This window comes from Candidatus Methylopumilus universalis, assembly GCF_006364435.1.
Classification (GTDB): Bacteria; Pseudomonadota; Gammaproteobacteria; order Burkholderiales; family Methylophilaceae; genus Methylopumilus; species Methylopumilus universalis.
Map to the genome: position 1 here is coordinate 829,961 of NZ_CP040977.1, position 22,924 is coordinate 852,884.

Genomic DNA, 22,924 nt, shown 5'->3' on the forward strand with positions numbered 1-22,924 from the left:
ACTTTTAAGAATGAACTACGCAGCACATTGCGTAGGTTGCTGTGTGTAAAATGTAACAAAATCAACAGCTTACACTTTTTTGTGTTGAGCTGATATGCTTTATAAGTTACGCAAAAGTTACACACTCACTTTTTGGAGACGTAAGTGCCTGAAAATGAATAAGAAAAAACATACGTTACTATTGAGTGGGAATAGTTACTTTATCTTTAGGTGAAAAATGAAAAAAAAATTTATCACATATACTTTTTTTATTTTAGTTTTATCTACCTACACATCTGTAATGGTGAAATGGCAATTCTCACCCTACCTATTTTTTGTTAAAGATCTAAAAAAAAATATTGCATTAGTCATTCATCCATCCTTTATAAATACAACAGATTTAACTCTCGAGACTGATAACTCTAAAGATCGAAACTTTGGTGCATTAGCAAATCTTAACAATACTAAAATGACCGAATCTATTACGCTAAATAATTTTAACGTTCATTGGGGTAAAGTTAAAGCCAAGGATCTCAGGAAGATAGGTGCCGCTGAATTAAGGGGAGAAAACATTTGGTATGTTAACCAGGACGATTACCATTTAATTAATAAATTAGGACTCGATAATAAAATTACCTCAAATGGTGGAATAAAATCGATATTTTCAATCAATAACAAAAGTTATGTTTATATTGCTTACGTCGATGGGGTTTGTGCAACTGCTAGATTAGTGGATTTAGCCTCTATGAAAATAGCTTTACAACTCTCATGTTTACCAGACGCAGAGAATGCAGACCTTAATGCCGTCGGAGGTGGTTGGTTAAAAATTTCAAATAATACAGTACTGCTTTCAACAGGAACACCAACTATGGTAAATGTAGATCATAAAATAAACCAAACCGCTCAATTGGATGAGAGCTTATGGGGGAAAATACTAAAGCTACACTTAGTAAACGACAAACTGATGGTCGAAATTTTTAGTAAGGGGCATAGAAACCCACAAGGAATTGTAAAAATCGGAAAGGATATTTTTGCTGTTGAACATGGCCCCATGGGAGGTGATGAAATTAATAGAATTCAGAAGGGTAATAACTATGGCTGGCCTATACAATCGCTAGGCTCTCAATACGACTTAGAGTCTATCAATAAATCATATATAAAACCAACTATGACTCAAGCACCTTTGCTATCCTTTGTGCCTTCAATTGGAATTAGTGATATTGATAAATGCCCTCAGATTTATACTGATTATTATGCACCAAATGATTGTCTGGCCGTTTCTTCGATGCGAGGAAAAGCTATAGACTTTATTGTTCATAAAAATGGTGCGGTATTATTTACAGAAAAAATACAATTCAAAGATCGCATACGTAAGTTTTTTGTTCGGGGAAATACCATTGTTGCAGTTACAGATTTTAAAGGTGTCATTATTGGAAATTTGAGCACGCTACATTAAATACAGTCTGCATATCTTAATATCGAGTCGAACAGAAAATTTATATAGTAAAGACAGGGAAAAAGTAAAGGGTAAGATTAATTGTTTAAATCTAAAAAAAATAAAAAAATAATATCACGCCATATATTATTTGCAATTGATTCTCTTACCGGCCGCGGCGCTGAAAAAGTTGTAATTAATCTTGGTGAAGAACTTCTAAAACTGGGGCATCAAGTCACTTTTGTTATTTATGAGAACATTATTGAATTTAATATTGATCCGCGAATTAATGTTTACAAGCTCAATCCACTAATTCATAAAGGCCTTCGTATTTACAGCCGGATCACTGATCATAAAAATGTAAATTTATTTAACTCCTTATTGCGCAATATAGAAATCCAATTCGGCTATGTTGATCTAATTCTTTCCTCTTTGCCGCGCATGGACAGAATTTTAAGTCTTATCAAAAGCAATAGGGTATATCACATTATTGGCAACCCATTATCAATGCAGAGTGGTATTCGAAAAAATAAATGGCATAAGAAAATCTCACGAATTTGGCATATGAAGAGAATATATGATGGCCGACAAATAATTGGTATGTCTTATGGCATTGGCGATGATCTGGTTGATTATGTTAAGGTTCGCCCTGCTTCATTTAAGGCGATATATAACCCCTTCGATTTTGATCAAATAAAGACTTTGGCAAACAAACCATTTGAATTGCCCAGAAACCTGACTAGCAAAGATTATTTACTACATATAGGTGCATTTACGCTTCAACAAAAACGTCAAGATTTGCTTATCGAAGCCTTCGCCTTATCTAAACTTAAATGCAAATTAGTATTGCTTGGTAAGGGTAAAGATGAGCACAAAATACGTAATCTAATTAAGCGCTACGGAGTCTCTGGTCAAGTTGTACTCGCGGGATTTCAAATAAACCCTTTCCCATGGATAAAGCATGCTCGCTTATTTGTTCTCTCTTCCGATTATGAAGGGTTTGGAAATGTTTTAATCGAGGCTATGATTTTAGGCACTCCCGCTCTTTCAACTGACTGCACATCCGGGCCAGGAGAAATTTTTATAAATGACATGAAGAACTCTTTAGTGAAGTGTGGAGATGCGAAAGCGCTTGGTGAAAAAATGCGGGAGTTCTATTTAAAACCCCCGCTTATTAATGAGAAAAGTTTAAAACGTTTTGAAGCTACAACTATAACAAAAGAATACCTAGAGCTTATTCCTTGATAGCTTGAAAAGTTTTGTTTTATAAATTTCAACATTAATTATTTTAGAGATTGTATTGACTCAGTTTTCGGAGTAATTATTAAAAATATTTCTGTTATATTTAAACTTTCATCAACCTGGAAAATAAATCACTGTTAAGTAAAGTATCTAAAACTTGTTTTGGGGTAATTGCTTCCATACATGCTCCGGGCGTTCTGCATTCCTTAATGCCTCGTCCACACCTCTTGACCCAATTAACTTTACGTCTAAATAAAATTTTTTGGTCTCGACACGGGAAGGAGGAAACAGTGATATTCATATGAGGATTTAATTTCCAAAAATTGCCTGCGCCGTGAGTTACTGGTGAACCAGGACCAAATAGAGTAACAATTGGTGTATTGGAAAGTTTTGCAAGATGAGCAATGCCAGTATCAACAGAAATTAATAATTTGGCATGCTCAATTAAGTACCACATTTCTAATAAAGAGCAGGTTCCAGCAATATGCAGACATTTACTATCGGGATCAGCTTCTCGTATAAGATATTCTTCACCAGGGCCAACTGAAATAAAAATGTCAAATCCCATGTATTTCAATTTATCAATTAACACTTTCCAGGATTCTGCAGGCCAGAATTTTAATGGGTTAGAAGCACCTAAATGACAAACTACGTAAGATTTAGATGGGATAAATGATAATGTTTTTTTTATATTAGGACGCGACCATTCATCTTTTTTGTAAGGCTTGGGGTCTCTACCATCGACTAACCTTCCCATCATGTCTGGCCATGTAGCAGGCTTTAAATCAAAAGATCTAACTTCATCTAACATCCAATTCTTCCATTGCGGTTTGTCGTCACTAATACCTACAATCCACTTTGAGCCTATTGCTCTTGCAAACCAACTGTAGCGATTATCGCCAGCGATGTATGATAAATCATAAGGACCTAAAGAAAACATCTTCCATATATCTAAAAAATTTTTTGGGTCAAATGTAAGCGCTTTAAATCCATATGGTGTATTTGCAAAAAGAGGTATGAATCCAGGTTTCGCTAGAATAAATTTTTTAGCATCAGGATATTTCTCATGAATACGCTTCATTAAGGGGGCTAATAATAAAGTGTCGCCGAGAAGTAAGTTGTGTGCGATAAGAATTTTTTTAGGTACTGTTTTTTTAATTTTCAAGAAAAACACATTTTGGACAATCGCCAATAAAATAATAATCAAACGAATAAGGCCACGCATCTTAAATTGTATTTTTATGAGTAGAAGTTGAATTTATTAGATTTAGCCATGCATCGATAATTTTTGAAGGTTCGATGTCTTTTACATGCTCTGTATTTTTTTGTAATATTTTATAAGGCACCCCCCACGGGCGCCATCTTTTCGGATTAGAATCCCCAAATAAAGCAACGATAGGTCGATTTAATGCAGCAGCAATATGCATTGCACCTCCATCCACCATAATCATGCTGCCACATGTTTGGATGCTTTTAATTAAAGACTCAAGAGTGGGTGTCGGCATAAAATTAACAGGCAAATCTTTAAGTTCTTCTTTTAAAATTATAGCCTTGTCATCATCTCCAGGATGCATAGGACTTTTTGAATCTCCTGGCGACCAAAAAATATGAAAGGTAAGTTTAGTGTCTAAATCATGAAGTGCTCGAATAAGCTTAATCCATTGCGCGACAGGGTATTGCTGTCGGACACGCCGAGCGCTGATATGAATCCCTAGAATTTGGGTATTTTTTATATCCGAAGATGAGGAATAAAGTGATAATGCTAGAGGGCCTGGCACCCCTTTTAAGCCAATTCTTTGGCCTAATTCCCAGGCTCTTTCAACTTCAGTTTGATCGGCCCAATCTTGAATTGGCGTTAGTACTTTAGTTTTTCTTAAATAACGCGTTAAATTTAGGGCGCGGTGATCAAATGCCAAAATATAATCGTAATGATATTTTCTCAAATTGAAAATTAGGCGAAACCTTTCAAATGCTGCATTTAGAAAACTGATGTGACCGTGCTTTAATTTGTGGTAGATATAAAGACTATCAATGAGATGGCTACCTTTTAAAACAGGAGCCACATAAGAATTTGTGACCACATCAAGTCGGCTGACTTTCAACTGATCTTTTAATCCTCGTAATAACGGTGTTGTGCATAATAAATCACCAATATTATCGCGTCTAATAATAAGGATATTCAAGGTACTTTCTCTATTCCTTAAGTTATAAATTGTATTGAAGTTAAGCTATATGAATACTACTACAAATGATAAAATTACGAATTAATAAAACAGTTGCTTTATAAAAAATGAGTCGCGCATTTGTCAAAGAAAATGATTTAGAGCATGCAGGGATTGACATTCCTGAAAGACCCATAAGTGATGAGCCTAATTATGTGACACCCCGTGGATTGAATCTTCTGAATCAAGCCATCGATGATTTGGAAAAAGAACGTGAAGCTTTAAATGATAAAAAAGATGATCCAATGGTGAGACAAAAAGTAGCTGTGATTGAACGTGATATGCGTTACTTTGCAGCACGCATTGAATCAGCGATTTTAACGAATCCTAAAGAAGAAAGTCCCTCTCATGTTTTATTTGGCACGAAAGTGACAGCGGAAGATGAGGAAGGAGATTTGCTCACCTTCGAAATTGTCGGTGAAGATGAAGCCAATATTCATGAAGGTCGTGTGAGCTATCTATCTCCTTTAGCTGAAGCGCTTCTTGGTGGGGCAATTGGGGATGAGGTCTTGTGGGAAAAGCCTTTAGGCAACAGTTATCTTACGATTCAAAAAATCAGCTATTAAATTATCAAAGGGAAATACAAAAAATATGCATGTGAATGAAGCTATCCAATTAAGACGATCCATCAAACATTACGATCCAAAGCATGTCATGACAAAAGTTGAGATTAACACTCTTTTATCGAATGCTATATTGTCGCCCACTGCTTTTAATATCCAAAATTGGCGGTTTGTAGTGGTGACAGATCAGGCCTTACGTCAAAAAATTCGTGAAGTCAGCTGGGGTCAAGCGCAAGTTGAGGAGGCTTCGATTCTTATTGTTTTAGTAGCTGATTTAATGGCTTGGAATAGAGAGCCTGCTCGTTACTGGAAAGATGCGCCGAAACCAGTTCAAGATTACTTGGTACCAGCTATTCAGCAGTATTATCAAAACAAACCAGAAGTGCAACGCGATGAAGCGATGCGCTCTTGCGGCATGGCTGCTATGAATTTAATGCTTACAGCTAAGTCGATGGGTTATGATACCTGCCCTATGGATGGCTTTGATTTTGATAAAGTTAGCAAGTTATTAAACCTGCCAAATGATCATATCCCAGCCATGTTTGTCTGTGTCGGTAAAGGTATTAAAGAAGCCATGCCGCGAGGTGGTCAGCTTCCACTCGATGACGTTGTGATTCAAAACCAATTCAAATAAAAAATTTAAAGGAATTAAAGCGTGCTTATCAGTAACAACATCACCATACAGTTTGGTGCAAAACCTCTTTTTGAGAATGTCTCAGTCAAATTCGGTGACGGCAATCGTTATGGGCTAATCGGTGCTAATGGATGCGGTAAATCTACTTTCATGAAAATTCTTGCGGGTGTTCTAGAGCCCACTTCAGGTAATGTGGCTTTAGATAAAAATGAACGTATGTCATGGCTTAAGCAGGATCAGTTTGCTTATGAAGATCAGCGCGTATTGGATGTGGTGATGATGGGCCATGAAGAAATGTGGAAAGCCAATGAAGAAAAAAATGCGATCTACATGAATCCGGATGCGACTGAAGAGGATTATATGAAAGCTGCAGAACTTGAAGGTGTTTATGCAGAGTTTGATGGATATACAGCGGAAGCTCGAGCGGGAGAATTATTGATAGGCGTAGGCATCCCCATTGAGCAACATCAAGGCCCAATGAGCGCTATTGCGCCTGGTTTTAAATTACGTGTTCTATTAACACAAGCCATTTTTTCAAACCCAGATATTTTGTTACTTGATGAGCCGACCAATAACCTAGATATTCATACTATTCAATGGTTGGAAGATACATTGAATAATCGTAATTCCACCATGATTATTATTTCGCATGATCGCCATTTTTTAAATCAAGTATGCACGCACATGGCTGATATGGATTATGCAAAACTTACTGTATACCCAGGTAATTATGATAATTACATGGAAGCCTCCACCATGTCTCGCGCGCAGAAACTAAAAGATAATGAAAAGGCCAAAGAACAAATTGCTGAGCTCCAAGAGTTCGTTCGCCGCTTTTCAGCAAACGCTTCAAAAGCAAGACAAGCTACAAGCCGAGCTAAACAAATCGACAAAATTAAAGTGGAAGAATTTGTACCTTCGAGCCGTCAATATCCTTATATTCGTTTTGACTATGACGACCGAGAAAAGCTTCATCGTCAAGCAGTTGAGATTAAAAGTCTCACACATGGTTTTGATCATGATTTATTTAAAAACTTTAATTTACTTGTTGAAGCAGGAGAACGTGTTGCGATTATTGGTGAAAACGGAATTGGTAAAACAACATTTTTACGATGTTTAGTAGGCAGTCTTAAACCTAAGCACGGTGAAATTAAGTGGGCCGAAAAAGCTAAGATTGGTTATTTCGCTCAAGACCACGCAAGTGATTTTGAAAAAGATGTCACACTTTTTGATTGGATGAAAGATTGCGCACAGTCAGGTGAGGATGATCAAGCGATACGAAGTATCTTAGGCAGGCTTTTATTTTCAGGAGAAGATACTAAAAAGTCAGTCAAAGTATTATCAGGCGGTGAACAAGGTCGCATGCTTTTCGGCAAACTGATGCTCGCAAAATCAAATGTGCTGCTTATGGACGAGCCCACCAATCATATGGACATGGAGTCTATTGAGTCCCTTAATACAGCGCTTGATAAATATAAAGGTACCCTCTTCTTCATCAGTCATGATCGCGAATTTGTGAGTACGATTGCCACTCGCATTTTAGAAATCAAAGAAGATCGTATTATTGACTTCTCTGGTAATTATGAAGATTACTTACTGACTCAAGTGGCTACAAGTTAATTTTTCATTTAGCGAAGCATACTTAATGCTTCCTGGATAATCATAGAAGGCCTCATTTGAATTAAGCATTGACTTACTTTAGTACCCTCGCATCCATCTTGACCGCAAGGTCTGCATGCAAAAGTGGGTGAATTCTCAGCTGTTAAAGCAATCACACGATGTTTCCCTCCCCAAGGTCCCCAATTTTTTTCATTGCTGGGTCCAAAGATACTGATCACAGGTGTTTGCGTTGCACTTGCGAGATGTGTGGACATGCTATCAATCGTTAATACAAGATGAGCCAGGCTATAAAGTGCTGCTGTATCCTCTAGTGAAAAGTTATGAGTGATAGTAGGCTTCATTCTGCAAGATGCGTGAATAGCTTGGTTAGTTAAAAGATCATCTTTTGACCCACATAACACCACTTCATATTTCATATCCAGAAGCGCGTCAATGACATTAGCCCAGGTTGCAATCGGCAGCTCTTTAAATTTCCAACGTGAAGGTGCATGAATCACCACAAGCTTTTTATTTGAAGTAATAGATTTTTTAGAAAGCCAGTTTTTAATTTTTAATTTTTGTTTTGCTGAAGGCTTGACGAGATAGGATGGTGCTTTAAATTGACCATAAAGACCCACAGCCCTTAATAAATCAACATCTTGCTCGGCGATCGGCCGTATATCATCTAAACTTTCGGTTAAGACATCAAACGATTGATGCCAGAAACGACCTCGACGATGCGTTTTCCGACCTACACTCAATATGGCATCTGAAAAACGCGCAAGTATTGCACCGCGCCAATCATTTGAAAAGTGCGCCAATAAATCATAAGAGTTTGCTGAAATCTGTTGATAGAATTTAAAGTAAGCCATGACTTTTCTAAGCCCTTTTAGATGTCGTGGAATCACAAATACGTGCCTTACGCGAGGATGCATTTTAAAAATAGCTGCACTTTCAGGCAAACACACAATATCAACATAACGATAGCTTTGAGAAAGTGCGGATATAGCGGACGTCAATATAATTGAGTCCCCTATATTTTTCGTTTTTAAAAAAAGAGCTTGTTTAATTTTTCAATCCTAAAACATGTAATTTCAATTTGTAAATAATACGTAATGCAAAATCAATAGCTTGATCAATTTCTTTTTCTAAAGCTTGATACTTATAAACAGTCATCACACCCGCTTTAATATAAGGATTGATAAAAACACGATCTCGAAAATGATTATTATTATCTGCATGGAAAACAAGAGTGGGAATATTTGACATTGATGACATTGTCTTAAAGGCACTTTCTGCACCAATTAAAAGATCACAATATTTAACAACGGCCAAATTAGAAATAATATTTTTGTGTGAAGCAAAAATAAGATTTGGATGAGAACCAAGATGAAGTGTTTTTAGTTCATTTTGTGTTCCAAATAGAACCACAGTCATTTTTTGATCTAAAAGTGTACTGATAAGCTTAAGTGAAAATTTATTATCTAGCTGTCCGCCTGTTTGATTACTTGTACTCATATGAAATCCAATCACTGGCTTTATCTTAAATTGCGAAAGAGCTGTTTGGCTAAAGGGTTCCTTTTTAAAGAAAAGCTCCCTCGGACACACATAGGAATCCTTCTGTTTTTTTAATTTATTTTTAATGGCACGATGCTGCTCACCACTCTCATAATAGTAAATTTTATTTACGCTAATTTTTAATACCCGAAAGAATTCTTTGGCTTTTGAAAAATGTGTTACCACAACATAATTCTCTTTTGGGTGTTTCATCATAAATGGAAGGTGCTGCAAGAAATCGCCAATACCGCCATGGATTTCTAAATAACAGGACTTAGAACTTTTTTCATAAGCATGCATATATTGAAATTGCACATCAAGAAAGAAGGTTCTGAATTGAATAACTTTTGAATAATAAGGGAGTGATCTGTCATAAAAACCAAACAGACATAAGCATCTTGCTAGCAAATAAAAATAATATTTTTTAATATGGCGATTCATAAAAAATATTCTATAGACATTTAATCTATATAGGGATACTTATTCTTTAGATGCGCGTTTACGTTCGTGTTCAAGCAAGAAACGTTTTCGAATACGAATCGATTTAGGTGTAATTTCAACCAACTCATCATCCTCAATAAATTCGACCGCGGATTCTAAAGTAAGTTGTATAGGTGGAACGAGCCTCACCGCTTCATCTGTACCTGATGCACGCACGTTTGTGAGTTGTTTACCTTTAATCGGATTCACAATTAGGTCGTTGTCTCTAGAATGGATACCAATCACCATACCTTCATACAATTTATCACCCGGACTTGAATACATGCGACCACGATCTTGAAGCTTCCATAAAGCATAGGCCACTGCTTCACCATGCTCGGCTGAAATCAACACACCATTTCGACGTCCTGGCATATCAGGTTTGACGGGTGCGTATTCATCAAAGACGTGAGCCATAAGCCCTGTGCCTTTAGTCATCGTCATAAATTCACCTTGGAAACCAATGAGTCCACGTGCAGGAATTTTGTATTCTAAACGTGTGCGTCCGTTACCATCAGACTCCATGTTTTGAACTTCGCCGCGACGGCGACCGAGCTCTTCCATCACAGCACCTTGTGTATCATCTTCCAAGTCAACGGTTAAGACTTCATAAGGCTCACATTTTTGACCATTGATTTCACGATAAACGACACGTGGTTTACCTACAGCCATCTCGAACCCTTCACGACGCATATTTTCTAATAAAATGGTTAAGTGGAGTTCGCCACGACCTGAAACGCGGAATACATCAGCATCTTGGGTATCTTCAACACGTAACGCTACATTGACTAATAATTCTTTTGTTAAACGATCTCGAATTTGTCGGCTCGTTACAAACTTACCTTCAGTTCCTGCAAGAGGCGAAGTGTTCACCATAAAGTCCATCGTAAGTGTCGGTTCATCCACGGCCATGATAGGAAGACCCACTGGGTTATTCGTGTCAGCAATGGTGACCCCAATACCAATTTCCTCAATACCAGAAATAATCACAATGTCACCCGCTTCAGCTTCTTCAACCGGAATTCTTTCCAGTCCTTTAAAGCCTAACACTTGATTGATACGACCTTGAGACACTTGTTTATCGCCATGCATGACGACCACGGATTGGCCTGACTTGATCACACCATTTTTAATTTTACCCACACCCAAACGGCCGGTGTAAGTTGAATAATCGAGGGCTGAAATTTGGAGTTGAAGTGGCTTATCGCGACTTCCCTCTGGAGGTGAGACGTGTTTGAGTACCGTCTCAAATAACGGTTTCATCGTGTCTGATTTTTGGTTCATATCAAGCGTTGCAAAACCATTCAATGCAGATGCATACACGATCGGGAAATCGAGCTGTTCATCGGTCGCACCTAAGTTCGCAAATAAATCGAAGGTATGGTTAATCACCCAATCAGGGCGAGCACCTGGACGGTCTACTTTGTTAATCACGACAATGGGTTTTAAACCGAGTGCCAATGCTTTTTTAGTCACAAAACGTGTTTGGGGCATAGGGCCTTCAACCGCATCCACGAGTAACACCACACCATCGACCATACCTAATACGCGCTCGACTTCACCGCCGAAGTCGGCATGTCCTGGGGTGTCTACAATATTAATGTGGGTGCCTTCAAAATTAACGGCCGTATTTTTAGCTAGAATCGTGATGCCACGTTCTTTTTCAATATCGTTGGAATCCATGACACGTTCGGTCACTGCCTGATGCTGTGCAAAGGTGCCTGATTGCTGAAGAAGTTTATCGACGAGGGTGGTTTTGCCATGGTCCACGTGGGCGATGATGGCAATGTTTCTTAAATTGCGTGACATAAAAAGTGCTACCAAAATTGAATTGAGGCCGAATTCTAGCATATTATGGTCAAAATAAGCTTTGATATTCATGGATTTATCTATATACTGCGCACTCACATCAAGTAACACCTTGCGCGTTTAAATCTAGTGATTGGAAGTTTTGAATTTTTTAAAAGATTAAATGCACCTAACCCTTTTTTAAGGAGTACGACATTGTCTTTTGAATCATTAAACCTCGACCCACAAATCCTGCGCGCTTTAAGTAGCGTAGGCTATTCTACCCCCACCCCTATTCAAGCTAAATCTATCCCTGTGATTATGGAAGGTCATGATCTCATGGCATCTGCACAAACAGGGACAGGAAAAACAGCGGCATTTATTTTGCCAGCATTAAATTTATTAGCCACACCGCATCCTGTAAAAGATCGTGGTCCACGTATTTTGGTACTCACTCCAACGCGTGAATTGGCAGCGCAAATTAATGAAGCCGCACGTAAGTACGGCACATTTATTAAAGCTAAAACAACCAGTATCGTGGGCGGCATGCCTTACCCATTACAGAATAAATTATTGTCACAACCGCTCGATATTTTAATCGCGACTCCTGGTCGACTTCTAGATCACATGGAGCGCGGTCGTATTAACTTGTCACGACTACAAATGTTAGTCTTAGACGAAGCTGATCGTATGCTTGATATGGGATTTATTCCTGACGTTAAAAAAATATGTGCGGCCATTAATACCAAACACCAGACCTTATTATTCTCAGCCACATTAGATGGTCAGATTAGTAAAATCGCAAAAGATCTTTTAACTAATCCTAAAACCATTGAGATATCACACTCTAAAGAAAAACATGAAAATATTACGCAAAATATGTATTTCGTGGATAACTTAAACCACAAAAATAAATTACTCGAACACTTGCTCATTCAACCCGGTGTCAAACAAACGATTATCTTTACCTCGACTAAACGTCATGCAGATTTATTAGCTGATGAGCTCTATAACGCAGGTCACAAGACAGGGGCACTTCATGGTGACATGACGCAAGGGGCTCGTAATCGAACACTGACTAAATTTAGACATGGCGATATCAGTGTATTAGTGGCAACAGATGTCGCAGCACGCGGTATTGACGTCGATGGTATTACACACGTGATCAATTATGACCTCCCTAAATTTGCAGAAGACTATGTGCATCGTATTGGTCGAACAGGTCGAGCTAAAAAAGAAGGTGTCGCAATTTCATTTGTGGCTCCTATGGATGGCAAAGCACTCCGTGATATTGAAAAATATACAGGCCACAAAATTGATGCAAAAGTGATGGCAGGATTTGAACCTAAGGTTCAATCACGTGACCAATTAGGCGAAGAAAGAAAATCTAAATCACGCGGTGGTAAACGTAGCTTCGGAGATAAGAAATCTTTTGGCGACAGAAAGCCTTTTGGTGAAAAAAAATCTTTTGGGGATAGAAGTTCTAGCGAACGAAAATCATTCGGTGATAAAAAGCCATATAGTGATAGACCATCTTTTGGAGAAAAGAAATCCTTTGGAGATAAAAAACCTTTTAGTGATAAAAAACCATTTAGAAAAGATTTTGGTGCGACAGATGCACCTAGACGCGATAGTGAACCTAGAACGCCCAGAAGTCCTTTTGAGAAAAAAGCTGTTGAAAAAAGACTATTCGGAAAAACATCGGACAAAAAGCCTAGCTTCAGTCGAGCAGATGCAGATAAAAAATCATTTGGCGATAAAAAGACTTTCGGTGAAAAAAAATCATTTGGTGATAGAAAACCAAGTGACAGAAAAGTAAGTGATCGAAAGCCAGCTGCCAAACGTGAATCTGCGCCAAAAACATTTGCTAAAAAACCATCTACGATTAGAACATTTAGAGCTTCCGATTCAAAATCAGAAGCACCAAAACGTAAATCACGCGTTTAAAATAATTACTGATTTCGCATGAAGTCAGCGATGGGATAAAGCGCATTCAAAAGCGCTTTTATTTTTTCCTCTTCCATCTTTAAATTAAGCATGCCCTTTGTCATACAATAAATCCATTGATCACGCTCGTCTTCCCCTATTTTAAAAGGTAGATGACGACGTCTTAAGAAGGGGTGTCCATAACGCTCAATATAAAGTTGTGGTCCACCTGTCCAACCACTTAAAAACATAAAAAGTTTTTCGCGGGATGAAGTTAAATCTTCCGGATGCATGAGGCGAATGGTTTTTGCCTTTTCATCACTATCCATCACATCGTAAAATGCTTCGACGATTTCGCGAATTTTGTGCGTAGCTTCTGGCTCACCACCTAATAAATCATATAGTGTTTGAGGAGTTGACGCTGAGGGTTGAGACATTAAACGGATGTTTTAACGAAGGATGCTACTTTTTGGGCTCGCGTTCTTGCTTCACTCACATTGTCTGCAGATGCTAAAGCCACACCCATGCGTCGACGCTTAAATGAAGTGGGCTTACCAAAGAGTCTTAGATCTGATTCTGGAACTCCTAATGCTTTTTCAATATTTTCAAAATGAATACCATCGGCATCGTGATTGCCATAAATGACAGCGCTTGCAGAAGGTCTGGATAAACTTGTATTGACAGGTAAACCTAAAATGGCACGCGCGTGCAATTCAAATTCATTCTGACGTTGGCTCGCCATAGTCACCATACCCGTATCATGTGGCCTTGGACTTACTTCTGAAAACCATACTTGGTCATCTTTAATAAAGAGCTCCACACCAAATAAGCCTAAGCCACCTAAGGCGTCCGTAATTTTTTTAGCAATCTCGCGAGCTTTTTTTAATGCCACTTCATGCATAGATTGCGGTTGCCAACTCTCCACATAATCCCCCTGCTCTTGTTTGTGACCAATCGGCTCACAGAAATATGTTTCGATGTCACCCTTTTCGTTTTGGGCTCTAACAGTCAGTAGCGTAATTTCATAATCAAAATCGATTTGGCCTTCTACAATCACCACACCTTTATTGACCCGTCCTGCAGAGGCTGCGTAATCCCATGCGTCTTTGACTTTTGATGCATCAGTGATCCGTGACTGACCTTTACCGGAAGATGACATCGTGGGTTTTACAAAGCATGGATAACCAATGCCACTATCAATTGCTTTTTGTAATTCGTCTAAACTTTTAGCAAATGCAAATGGGGACGTAGGGAGTTTTAATTGATTTGCCGCTAAATTACGAATACCTTCACGATTCATGGTGAGTTGCACGGCATTGACTGTAGGAATCACAATCGCATCGCCACTTTTTTCGATTTGAGCTAACACGTCAGTATTGATCGCTTCAATTTCAGGAACAATATAATGGGGCTTTTCTAGTTTGACTAAATTTAAGAGGGTATCACTGTTCGTCATATCAATGACATGAGAACGATGCGCAACCTGATGTCCCGGGGCATTTTCATAACGGTCCACCGCAATGACTTCCACACCTAAACGCTGCAATGCAATAATCACTTCTTTACCAAGTTCACCACTTCCAAGAAGCATGACACGCGTGGCATTTGGGGATAAGGGGGTACCGATCTTCATGTTTAAAATGATAGCACGAGGGAGGGCGCTCTTTTAACTTCTTAGGATAAAAAAAGGGATTCAAGAATGAATCCCTTTTAAAAAACCCTTTACTCGTGGAGTCGAGTGCGTCTCATTATAAGCTTTTATGGCAAGTATTAAGACAACACCACTTTAGCTCTTCCCTTTAAATTACACCTGATCTTAACTCCCAAAATTGTTTGAGAATTCTTCCCGAAAAAACCTAATTTTTAATGACACCCACTTTAATCGCATAGCGAATCAGTTCAATCGGGGTATTGATATTAAGCTTTTGCTTGATCATGGTTTGATAATTCGACACCGTCTTAGAACTTATATTAAGTGTTGATGCGATCGCATCAATATCCAAGCCTTCTGCTAACAATCGAAAGATCTCAAACTCACGCGCTGATAATTCGTGGATAGGATCTTGATTCCCTGAAATCGATTGCATGGCCATTTTTTTAGCGATCTCATCACTTAAGAAAACATCTCCCTGAGTTACTGTTTCAATCGATTTTACCAAGTCATCCGCCAATGTATTTTTAGTAAGATACCCTTTAGCTCCTAACTTCAAGGCTTGGTTCGCAAATGATAAATCTTCGTGCATGGATAAGACTAAAATTTTAGCTTTTTCATAGCGCATCAAGATGCGACGAATCGATTCTAATCCGCCCATACCGGGCATTGACAGATCCATCACCACCACGTCAGGTTTCAATTCCCCAAAGATTTGGTAGGCCTTTTCTCCACTTTCAGCTTCGCCTATCACCTCAAATAGAGACTCCTGCTCAAGTAGACGTCTCACCCCTGCTCTTACCACAGCGTGATCATCCACTAATAGGATGGTGGTTTTTTTGGCCATTTATTTTTTTCTTATAATAGGTAATTGAATATTTAACTTAACACCGCGATTAGTGTCACTTGTGATGTTTATTTTCCCATGGATCTCATTAATACGTTCACGCATGCCTGACAATCCAAAGCCATCACGATGAGTTTTACTCAAACCTACTCCGTCATCATTCACGGCAATATCAATAAAAGCGCTAGATGTCTTCTTTTTGATGTAATCAATATGAATCTCAACGTTTTTAGCTTTGGCGTGTCTTGAGATATTCGTTAAGCACTCCTGAATAATGCGATAGCTTGTAATGGATATCGTTTCATTTATCTTAGGCAATGCTTTTAAGTTAATTTGATAGTTAAGATTAATTTTTGGGTATCTTAATTGCCATGTATTTAATAAGTCCTTTAATGCTTCTTCTAATCCCAACTCATGAAGCACACCTAACTTCAAGCTATTTAGCATGCCCCCCACGAGATTCATGAGATGTTTCGAGAGGTCTGAAATCGCATTCACAGAAGGTTTAATCTTTGGGTAGTCCTTATTTGCCAGTACCTTTAATACGGCAGCGTCTGCATGAATCGCAGTGAGGGATTGTCCAAACTCATCATGAAGATCACGCGCCAAACTTTTTCTCTCCTCCTCTTGGATGCGGATTAATTTACGAGAAAGCTGGTGATTTTGTTCGATGCTGGCACTTAATGTTTTAACCATGTTATTAAACTTAATACTAATTGCAGACAATTCTGAAGTTTTTAAGTTAGGCATCTTCACCTTTAAATTACCAGCCTCTAATTCAGTCAAAGCTTTCAAAATAAATTCCACAGGGCTCAATGCTCTAAACACAATCCACGCCACCAAAATATTGGTCAAAATAAAAAAAGCGCATGCCAGATAAAAGATCCCTGCGAATTGATTCCATATCTCACCAAACTCATAACTCGGGTCAGGGGTAATCACGATGGCACCCTTAGCTTGACCTAGAATCTCAACAGGCAAGCGCTGGAGTTGCCAAGGCTCTGATATTAAACCCATAAAGTTCACAAACCAGTTAGGGGCTTGGTCAATGGCTTTGGTATGCGTTTCAGAAACATTACTGTCGACTAACTTACCCTCTAAATTAAAGAACTCGATTTTTAGATGTCGCATGTGGACCAAGCTCTGCAAATTAAGCGGCTTAAATTCGCTCTCAATCGAGTAGTATTTTGGATTGTTTAAAACGCCAATATCAAATAAATAGAGCGCTAATTTTTCAGCCGAGGCTACCTCAGCCCGCACGTTTTTTTTAGCCGTATCAATCGCTAAAACGCCTCCTAAGATGAGAATAAGAAGCAATACCGCGTTGATAATCAATATAAGACGAAGCTTTAAGCTCAAACTCTCACCCTTCTTTATGTGTTTGCTATTGTGACGTAATTGATACGAAAGCATATCAGGAAAACTTCCTAAATAATTTTAGGATGAATTCATGGATAGGTTTGGGAAGATCGTTTTAGGATGGCTCACTTATTTATTTGAATCAACTTTACTATTATGATTTGTTACGAATGCGGTCATCGTATTAGACGAGATTTTGCTAAATTCTGTGATCACTGCGGATCAAGTTTAGAAATCAAACCAAAAAAAGCATTTTTAAAAAAAGAAGTTGTAGTTAATATCGAGTATGAAGTTGATCGGGCAACTAACCTATTCCTATTGTGGAATAGTGTGATTGCCGCGACGTTTGTTTTTTATATCATTCACGTCGTGACGGATGGTTACATCTACTTATTTCTTTTAGTGCTATTTATGTTGGTCTTGTCTTGGATGCTTCTCTTAACAAAGCTCCATGATTTATCTTTAAGACACCATCAGCCCACCAAGCAATTTATACTGACAAATTTTGGATTTCCCATCATCGGTACCTTTTATTCATTTATCAAACTCACACAAAAATAAAAAAAGGGAGCTTAAAGCTCCCTTTTTTTAACTAACTAATATTATTACTTAGTTTCTAGTGCACCACCAAACTCGTAACGAACACCAATCCAAGCTGCACGAGGCGCTCCTGGGATAACACCTCTTGATTTAATTTCTGCACCATAGCCTCCGCTAGCATCAAACATGGTCTCAGCTAAACGACCTGCCACATAATAGTCATTATCGAAGATATTGATTGCTTTAGCGAACGCCTTCCAGCCCCCGCCAAAGTTATATTGGGTATCAAGATTTACAACTGTGTAATCTGAAATTTTACCTGAACCACAAGCTCTATCATTGTTTCTTAATGGCAGACAAGTTGCAGTATTTGCTTCATGTTTATTATTTTCATTACCCATCACGTATTGATCGGAGAAATAAACCAAGTTTGTACCGACTGACCACTGAGGTGTCACGTCATATTGCGCCCTCGCCTTAAACTGGTGCTCAGGAATGCTCGGCATTCTATTTCCCTTAGTCACATTGTAAATATTCTTATTTGGGTCATCATCAGGAGCAGAAGAGTTAGCGCTATTGACTAGTGAAAAATCGCTATCAAACGTGGCGCGGATATAACTATAACTCGCGTTCCATCTGAAACGATCGTGCTGACCACTTAATCCTAAATCTAAACCCTGTCTTTGAGTTCTTCCTACGTTAGAGTAGTAACCGCGCGATGTTGAATTACCAGCTCTAATAAACTGAAGATCCTGATGGTTCATAGCATGATAAATGGAGGCATTCCATTTAATTTCTTCAGTAAGCGATCCTCGAGTACCAAAGTCATAGGTCTTCGCCACTACTTGTTTCAAAGGAGGATCATCCGCCATCGCTGAAGGGAGTAAGCAACCTACAGCAGGATTCGAACAACCGACTTCAATCGATGTGGGTGCGCGACTTGATTCGCTATAGGTAGCAAATATAGATAATTTATCTGTCGGTGTATGAGTAATACCAATAGTTGGATTAAGACGTTTATAGTCATCTGTCGCTGTTAATGACCTTTCGTTCGCGGCTGAATGAGGGCCTCTCAAGATATCATTATTGTCCACTTTGGTATGATTGTAGCGAGCCCCAGCGTTCAGATGCCATTTGTCATTTAAGGATAGCGTATCGGTTGCGAATAGACTTGCTGTCCATTGTTTTCCTGTTAAGCCGACAGTTTGCGTTTGGGGTAGTGCACCAAGCCCAGTTAATATGGCTTCTCGAGAGGGGTCAAAAACCACTGCGGTTGCTCCGCCCTCCTCTTCGTCATAAGAACGGTTACCGGGTAAACCGGTTAAATCACCTTCACTTTGATTTGAGAGATTTACACGTTCGTTTTGTTTAAACCTAATAAGGCTGTAATCAAATCCCGTGCCTGCAATAAATTGATTCTTCATGCCCATGAAGTCTTGATTAAAAGTCATCTGGGCTGAAACACCATAATTATCCTGCTTTGTGTGAGAGGTATTCAATACAGATCCCTTGAGTTCGCACTCAGCGGTGGACAACTCATCACAAATTATATCATTATAATTATCATGCCTTTCTGTGCCATCTATTTCGTATTCATACAAGTCGCCATTTTTGGTATGTCGATTTGATTTTCTCCAGTAAGTGTTTCCTGAGAGCATCACGTCATTATTGATCCAATGTGAACCATTGAGAGCCAAGTGGTGATAATAGTTATTCGTCCAATCGGGTCTTGTATGGATTTGATCGCGATCACCGGATAACATATGCTCAGGGGTAAATCCATTACCGATGAGTTTGTTGTCTGTTCCGATGTAACTTAAATCAAGTTTTGTTTTTTCACTTTGCCAACCCGTTTTAGCAAAAGTTTGATTAAGGTGACTGGGAGAAAATTGACGCCACCCGTCTTCTTTAGTTGTTTGATGACCAATGTAGAAATCCATTGAGCCGTCTTTAGAAACGCCGCCATATTCAACCAACGCACGTTGGCGATTCCAAGAACCATACTCAGCTTCAATACCAACGCCTTGAGCTTGACGTCCACTTTTCGTTTGGATCGCAATTGCACCACCTAATGTGTTTAGACCGTACATTGGATTAGAGCCAGGCACTAATTGCATACCGCCAATCGCAAAGTTAGGAATCTTGTCCCAAAGTGTTACATCACCAAAGGGTTCATTCACACGAACACCATCCACAAAAGTCGACATACCTTGCGGCATACCTAACAATGGCGAAGCTGAGTATCCTCTGAAAGTCACTTCTGGTTGCCATGGATTGCCGCCCATTTCTGTGACAGACACGCTTTGCATGTTAGTGCTCATATAGTCAGCTAAGCTCACGCCAGATTGTGCATTGATCGCCTTAGGTGTGGCGATTTGAATGTTGGCAGGGATAATGTTAAGAGGCAAACCAAGTGAAGGTAATGGTGTTGCACTATAAACGTTGATCGTGCTCGTCGTTAATTTCTCAGCGGCGCCAAGAGATCCTGAGCTAGCGAGTGCTAAAGCAATGATTGCAGATATTCTTAATTTCATGGGTTGAATCCATAAGAAAATGATAATGATGCGACTTTAATGAAACTTGTAATGAATTTCAATGGCTTAGAGCATTAAATGCCTAGGAAAAATTCCCGAAGAAATGCCCCCCCCAATGAACATAAAAAATATTATATAAATCAATAATTTAACATGTTGCAAAAGTAGCAATGTGATCATCATTTTGTTGCCGAAAAACAACAAATCATTTTATAAGCGTAAATTTGATCTCTAAGCCAGTCAATTGCGGTTCTACCTGATATTTTTGATCAACCCCAAAATTCGGTACAGCAGCTAACTTGTCACCTACAAAAATCATAGGAAAAAATTCCCTTTCCCAGGGCGGCAAATCTGATTCCTGTAAAAGCTGTTTGATTTTTTTAGTGGGTCTTTTGGAGTCGGGTTTAAAAAATTCCCCACCTTGTCGATTTCTAATCTTTAACTTTTGATTATTCAAAAGTTTAAAACTTATACCCCTGCCTTTGACTTTTTTAAAATTTAATTGAGTACCATTCGGTAATAAAATTTCAGATTCACCAGCCCAAATAATTTCATAATTTTTTAGGTTTTTATGATTTTTTGTGACGATATAAATCTCATCTTGATAACGACGAATTTCAAATTCTTTTGATAGCTGAATTTTCAATTCTGCATCTTTTTTGGCCGTTAAAACTTGCCTTAAAAGTTCGTCTAAGAGGTCTTTAGATGGCATCATGTGATCATTGATTTCGATCCAGTAGCGCAAGACATTTTTAGCCCTAGAAAGTGACAATTTTTCTAAAGCTTTTACTTTAAGTTTATGTTTATAATTATCTGATTTTAAAGATTTTTTTAAATCTATTTTAGCTAAGTCATCGAGTAAATGTTGTGCCTCTGCTAAGTGTGATGCTGACCTAGAAATCACTTTAATAATATGATTAAACCTATTCTTTAGTAGAGGAAAAACTTTAGATCTGATGAAATTTCGATCAAAATCGATGTTTTGGTTACTTTCGTCCTCAATCCACTTTAATTTGTGCTTTTTGGCATAGCTTTCAATATTAATTCTTGAGGCATTTAGGAGTGGTCGCCATAGTCGTCGAGTGGCATCAAAATGTGCCATGGATGACAAACCTTTCACCCCTGCTCCACGAATGAGTTGGAGTAAAAATGTCTCAGCTTGGTCGTCTTCATGATGGGCTAAAACGACCAAATCTGTTTTGGATTGAAGGAGTTTTTCATAGCGAAGTCGTCTTGCTTCCCCCTCAATACCGAGTGCCTTTTTTTGCGGTAATTGGATATAGTTTACATCCAAAGAAATAGATAATTTTGCACATAATTTCTCACAAAACTTGACCCACTTGTCTGCATTTTTACTTAAACCATGATGCACATGAGATGCTTTTAAAGTGAAATGATGAGTCTTTTGCAGTTGATGTAGGAGATGTAAAAGTACCACCGAATCTACACCACCACTTAAGGCAATAGTCATTGATTTAATCTTCTTACTAGATGCTGGTAAAGATACAAAAGCCTTATCGACTAAATCGGGTAAGGATGGTGATTTGGTTTTTTTGGAGGTAGAAGCTGGAATTTTGTTACTTGGCGGTTTCTTTGAACTTGCCATAGCTAAGTAAACGTTCGTATCTTAAGTCAAGAAGTTGCTTTAAGGATTTCTTTTGGAGTTTAGTTAAGTGTTCTTTTAGAGATTTACGAACCGTTTCCATGAGTTGATTAGGATTGCGATGTGCTCCTCCTAGAGGTTCAGGCAAAATCGTATCGATCAAGCCTAATTCTTTTAAGCGGGTGGCTGTAATGCCTAGAGTCTCGGCTGCAGTGGATGCCTTATCCGCACTCTTCCATAAAATAGAGGCACAGCCTTCAGGGGAGATCACAGAGTATGTTGCAAATTGCAGCATGATGAGATGATCCACGACACCAAGGGCTAATGCGCCACCTGAACCGCCTTCACCAATCACGATACCAATCATAGGCACTTTGAGTTCTGCCATGACATATAAGTTACGCGCAATAGCTTCTGATTGACCGCGCTCTTCTGCGTTAATACCTGGATAGGCGCCTGGAGTGTCGATCAGAGTCACAATCGGTACATTGAATTTTTCGGCTAATCGATAGAGGCGTAGGGCCTTACGATAGCCTTCAGGTTTTGGCATGCCAAAGTTACGGAATTGTCTTTCTTTAACATCGCGTCCCTTTTGGTGACCTATGACCATCACAGGCATACCTTCAAATAAAGCTAAGCCGCCTACAATCGCAGGATCATCCGCAAACGCGCGATCGCCATGTAACTCTTCAAAATCTGTGAAAAGTTTCTCAATATAATCAAGGGTATAGGGTCTTTGTGGGTGACGTGAGACTTGGGAAATTTGCCAAGCGTTTAAGTTGTCGTAGATCTCGTGAAGTAGTTTTTCAGTCTTACCTTCTAACTGACTGAGTTCTTTTGAAATATCAAGATTCTTATTCTTGTCATGCGTCTCTGTGAGCTTCTGGGTCTGAGCTTCAAGTTCTGAGATTGGCTTTTCAAAATCTAAATAGCTAATTTTCATTGATACGAAACTTTTAAAATCG

At 38.7% G+C, this 22,924-nt stretch carries 19 protein-coding genes; 7 read left to right on the top strand and 12 right to left on the bottom strand.

All coding sequences use genetic code 11. From position 1 onward, the window contains the following. Positions 1–217: 217 nt before the first annotated feature. Both FIT70_RS04455 and FIT70_RS04460 read left to right on the top strand, forming a co-directional pair. On the top strand, positions 218–1,435 hold the full coding sequence (locus FIT70_RS04455; RefSeq protein ID WP_139930871.1) for a PQQ-dependent sugar dehydrogenase: 1,218 nt from the start codon (positions 218–220) through the stop codon (positions 1,433–1,435). An 81-nt stretch (positions 1,436–1,516) separates the two neighbouring features. Next, complete coding sequence (locus FIT70_RS04460; RefSeq protein ID WP_139930873.1) at positions 1,517–2,659, top strand: glycosyltransferase; 1,143 nt, start codon at positions 1,517–1,519, stop codon at positions 2,657–2,659. A 100-nt stretch (positions 2,660–2,759) separates the two neighbouring features. Here the strand turns inward: FIT70_RS04460 and FIT70_RS04465 are convergent, their stop codons facing one another. Then, positions 2,760–3,881 carry a glycosyltransferase family 9 protein gene (locus FIT70_RS04465; protein ID WP_139930875.1) on the bottom strand — a complete coding sequence of 374 codons (1,122 nt, stop codon included), beginning with the start codon at positions 3,879–3,881 and terminating at the stop codon, positions 2,760–2,762. 1 nt (position 3,882) lies between these two features. After that, positions 3,883–4,839 carry a glycosyltransferase family 9 protein gene (locus FIT70_RS04470; protein ID WP_189340839.1) on the bottom strand — a complete coding sequence of 319 codons (957 nt, stop codon included), beginning with the start codon at positions 4,837–4,839 and terminating at the stop codon, positions 3,883–3,885. Positions 4,840–4,946: 107 nt separating this feature from the next. Between FIT70_RS04470 and FIT70_RS04475 the strand changes: the two genes are divergently transcribed. Genes FIT70_RS04475 through FIT70_RS04485 form a run of 3 tightly spaced genes read left to right on the top strand, consistent with a single transcriptional unit; the run spans position 4,947 to position 7,695 of the window. Beyond that, entirely contained in the window at positions 4,947–5,444 is a 498-nt protein-coding gene (locus FIT70_RS04475; RefSeq protein ID WP_139930880.1) for a GreA/GreB family elongation factor, read from the top strand. Positions 5,445–5,469: 25 nt separating this feature from the next. Further along, positions 5,470–6,075 carry a nitroreductase family protein gene (locus FIT70_RS04480; RefSeq protein ID WP_139930882.1) on the top strand — a complete coding sequence of 202 codons (606 nt, stop codon included), beginning with the start codon at positions 5,470–5,472 and terminating at the stop codon, positions 6,073–6,075. Positions 6,076–6,096: 21 nt separating this feature from the next. Next, positions 6,097–7,695: an ABC-F family ATPase gene (locus tag FIT70_RS04485; RefSeq protein ID WP_139930884.1), complete on the top strand. Its 1,599-nt coding sequence runs from the start codon at positions 6,097–6,099 to the stop codon at positions 7,693–7,695. Positions 7,696–7,703: 8 nt separating this feature from the next. On the opposite strand, the gene FIT70_RS04490 is transcribed toward FIT70_RS04485, so the two are convergent. The 3 genes from FIT70_RS04490 to typA are packed head-to-tail and all read right to left on the bottom strand — an operon-like array spanning position 7,704 to position 11,520. Next, entirely contained in the window at positions 7,704–8,693 is a 990-nt protein-coding gene (locus tag FIT70_RS04490) for a glycosyltransferase family 9 protein (RefSeq protein WP_139930886.1), read from the bottom strand. A 46-nt stretch (positions 8,694–8,739) separates the two neighbouring features. Next, complete coding sequence (locus tag FIT70_RS04495) at positions 8,740–9,672, bottom strand: glycosyltransferase family protein (protein WP_139930888.1); 933 nt, start codon at positions 9,670–9,672, stop codon at positions 8,740–8,742. 39 nt (positions 9,673–9,711) lie between these two features. Then, a complete protein-coding gene (gene typA, locus FIT70_RS04500) occupies positions 9,712–11,520 on the bottom strand; it encodes a translational GTPase TypA (protein WP_139931389.1) in 1,809 nt (602 codons plus the stop codon). A gap of 195 nt (positions 11,521–11,715) precedes the next feature. Between typA and FIT70_RS04505 the strand changes: the two genes are divergently transcribed. Next, positions 11,716–13,446, top strand: coding sequence for a DEAD/DEAH box helicase (locus FIT70_RS04505; protein ID WP_139930890.1), 1,731 nt, complete (start codon positions 11,716–11,718; stop codon positions 13,444–13,446). Positions 13,447–13,451: 5 nt separating this feature from the next. On the opposite strand, the gene FIT70_RS04510 is transcribed toward FIT70_RS04505, so the two are convergent. The 4 genes from FIT70_RS04510 to FIT70_RS04525 form a co-directional block, all read right to left on the bottom strand. Beyond that, positions 13,452–13,862 carry a group II truncated hemoglobin gene (locus tag FIT70_RS04510; protein WP_139930891.1) on the bottom strand — a complete coding sequence of 137 codons (411 nt, stop codon included), beginning with the start codon at positions 13,860–13,862 and terminating at the stop codon, positions 13,452–13,454. Further along, positions 13,862–15,058 (bottom strand): formate-dependent phosphoribosylglycinamide formyltransferase, encoded by a 1,197-nt coding sequence (gene purT, locus FIT70_RS04515; RefSeq protein WP_139930893.1) that lies wholly within the window; start codon positions 15,056–15,058, stop codon positions 13,862–13,864. The genes FIT70_RS04510 and purT overlap by 1 nt, the downstream gene beginning before the upstream one ends. Positions 15,059–15,281: 223 nt before the next feature. After that, complete coding sequence (locus FIT70_RS04520; protein WP_139930895.1) at positions 15,282–15,923, bottom strand: response regulator; 642 nt, start codon at positions 15,921–15,923, stop codon at positions 15,282–15,284. After that, complete coding sequence (locus tag FIT70_RS04525) at positions 15,924–17,282, bottom strand: sensor histidine kinase (protein ID WP_189340840.1); 1,359 nt, start codon at positions 17,280–17,282, stop codon at positions 15,924–15,926. 156 nt (positions 17,283–17,438) lie between these two features. On the opposite strand from FIT70_RS04525, the gene FIT70_RS04530 reads away from it, so the two are divergent. Beyond that, complete coding sequence (locus FIT70_RS04530) at positions 17,439–17,843, top strand: zinc ribbon domain-containing protein (protein ID WP_139930899.1); 405 nt, start codon at positions 17,439–17,441, stop codon at positions 17,841–17,843. Positions 17,844–17,887: 44 nt separating this feature from the next. On the opposite strand, the gene FIT70_RS04535 is transcribed toward FIT70_RS04530, so the two are convergent. From FIT70_RS04535 to FIT70_RS04545, 3 genes are all read right to left on the bottom strand, one after another. Further along, positions 17,888–20,356 carry a TonB-dependent receptor gene (locus FIT70_RS04535; protein ID WP_139930901.1) on the bottom strand — a complete coding sequence of 823 codons (2,469 nt, stop codon included), beginning with the start codon at positions 20,354–20,356 and terminating at the stop codon, positions 17,888–17,890. Positions 20,357–20,561: 205 nt separating this feature from the next. Beyond that, entirely contained in the window at positions 20,562–21,962 is a 1,401-nt protein-coding gene (gene tilS / locus FIT70_RS04540; protein WP_139930903.1) for a tRNA lysidine(34) synthetase TilS, read from the bottom strand. Further along, positions 21,934–22,902 carry an acetyl-CoA carboxylase carboxyltransferase subunit alpha gene (locus FIT70_RS04545; RefSeq protein ID WP_139930905.1) on the bottom strand — a complete coding sequence of 323 codons (969 nt, stop codon included), beginning with the start codon at positions 22,900–22,902 and terminating at the stop codon, positions 21,934–21,936. The genes tilS and FIT70_RS04545 overlap by 29 nt, the downstream gene beginning before the upstream one ends. Positions 22,903–22,924 lie beyond the last annotated feature (22 nt).

What these genes read in the sequence shown, in the direction of transcription:
- tilS (WP_139930903.1), bottom strand. Translation starts at nt 21,962, where the DNA reads ATGGCAAGTTCAAAGAAACCGCCAAGTAACAAAATTCCAGCTTCTACC.
- FIT70_RS04455 (WP_139930871.1), top strand. Translation starts at nt 218, where the DNA reads ATGAAAAAAAAATTTATCACATATACTTTTTTTATTTTAGTTTTATCT.
- FIT70_RS04520 (WP_139930895.1), bottom strand. Translation starts at nt 15,923, where the DNA reads ATGGCCAAAAAAACCACCATCCTATTAGTGGATGATCACGCTGTGGTA.
- FIT70_RS04545 (WP_139930905.1), bottom strand. Translation starts at nt 22,902, where the DNA reads ATGAAAATTAGCTATTTAGATTTTGAAAAGCCAATCTCAGAACTTGAA.
- FIT70_RS04530 (WP_139930899.1), top strand. Translation starts at nt 17,439, where the DNA reads ATGATTTGTTACGAATGCGGTCATCGTATTAGACGAGATTTTGCTAAA.
- FIT70_RS04480 (WP_139930882.1), top strand. Translation starts at nt 5,470, where the DNA reads ATGCATGTGAATGAAGCTATCCAATTAAGACGATCCATCAAACATTAC.
- FIT70_RS04510 (WP_139930891.1), bottom strand. Translation starts at nt 13,862, where the DNA reads ATGTCTCAACCCTCAGCGTCAACTCCTCAAACACTATATGATTTATTA.
- FIT70_RS04495 (WP_139930888.1), bottom strand. Translation starts at nt 9,672, where the DNA reads ATGAATCGCCATATTAAAAAATATTATTTTTATTTGCTAGCAAGATGC.
- FIT70_RS04535 (WP_139930901.1), bottom strand. Translation starts at nt 20,356, where the DNA reads ATGAAATTAAGAATATCTGCAATCATTGCTTTAGCACTCGCTAGCTCA.
- purT (WP_139930893.1), bottom strand. Translation starts at nt 15,058, where the DNA reads ATGAAGATCGGTACCCCCTTATCCCCAAATGCCACGCGTGTCATGCTT.
- FIT70_RS04465 (WP_139930875.1), bottom strand. Translation starts at nt 3,881, where the DNA reads ATGCGTGGCCTTATTCGTTTGATTATTATTTTATTGGCGATTGTCCAA.
- typA (WP_139931389.1), bottom strand. Translation starts at nt 11,520, where the DNA reads ATGTCACGCAATTTAAGAAACATTGCCATCATCGCCCACGTGGACCAT.
- FIT70_RS04475 (WP_139930880.1), top strand. Translation starts at nt 4,947, where the DNA reads ATGAGTCGCGCATTTGTCAAAGAAAATGATTTAGAGCATGCAGGGATT.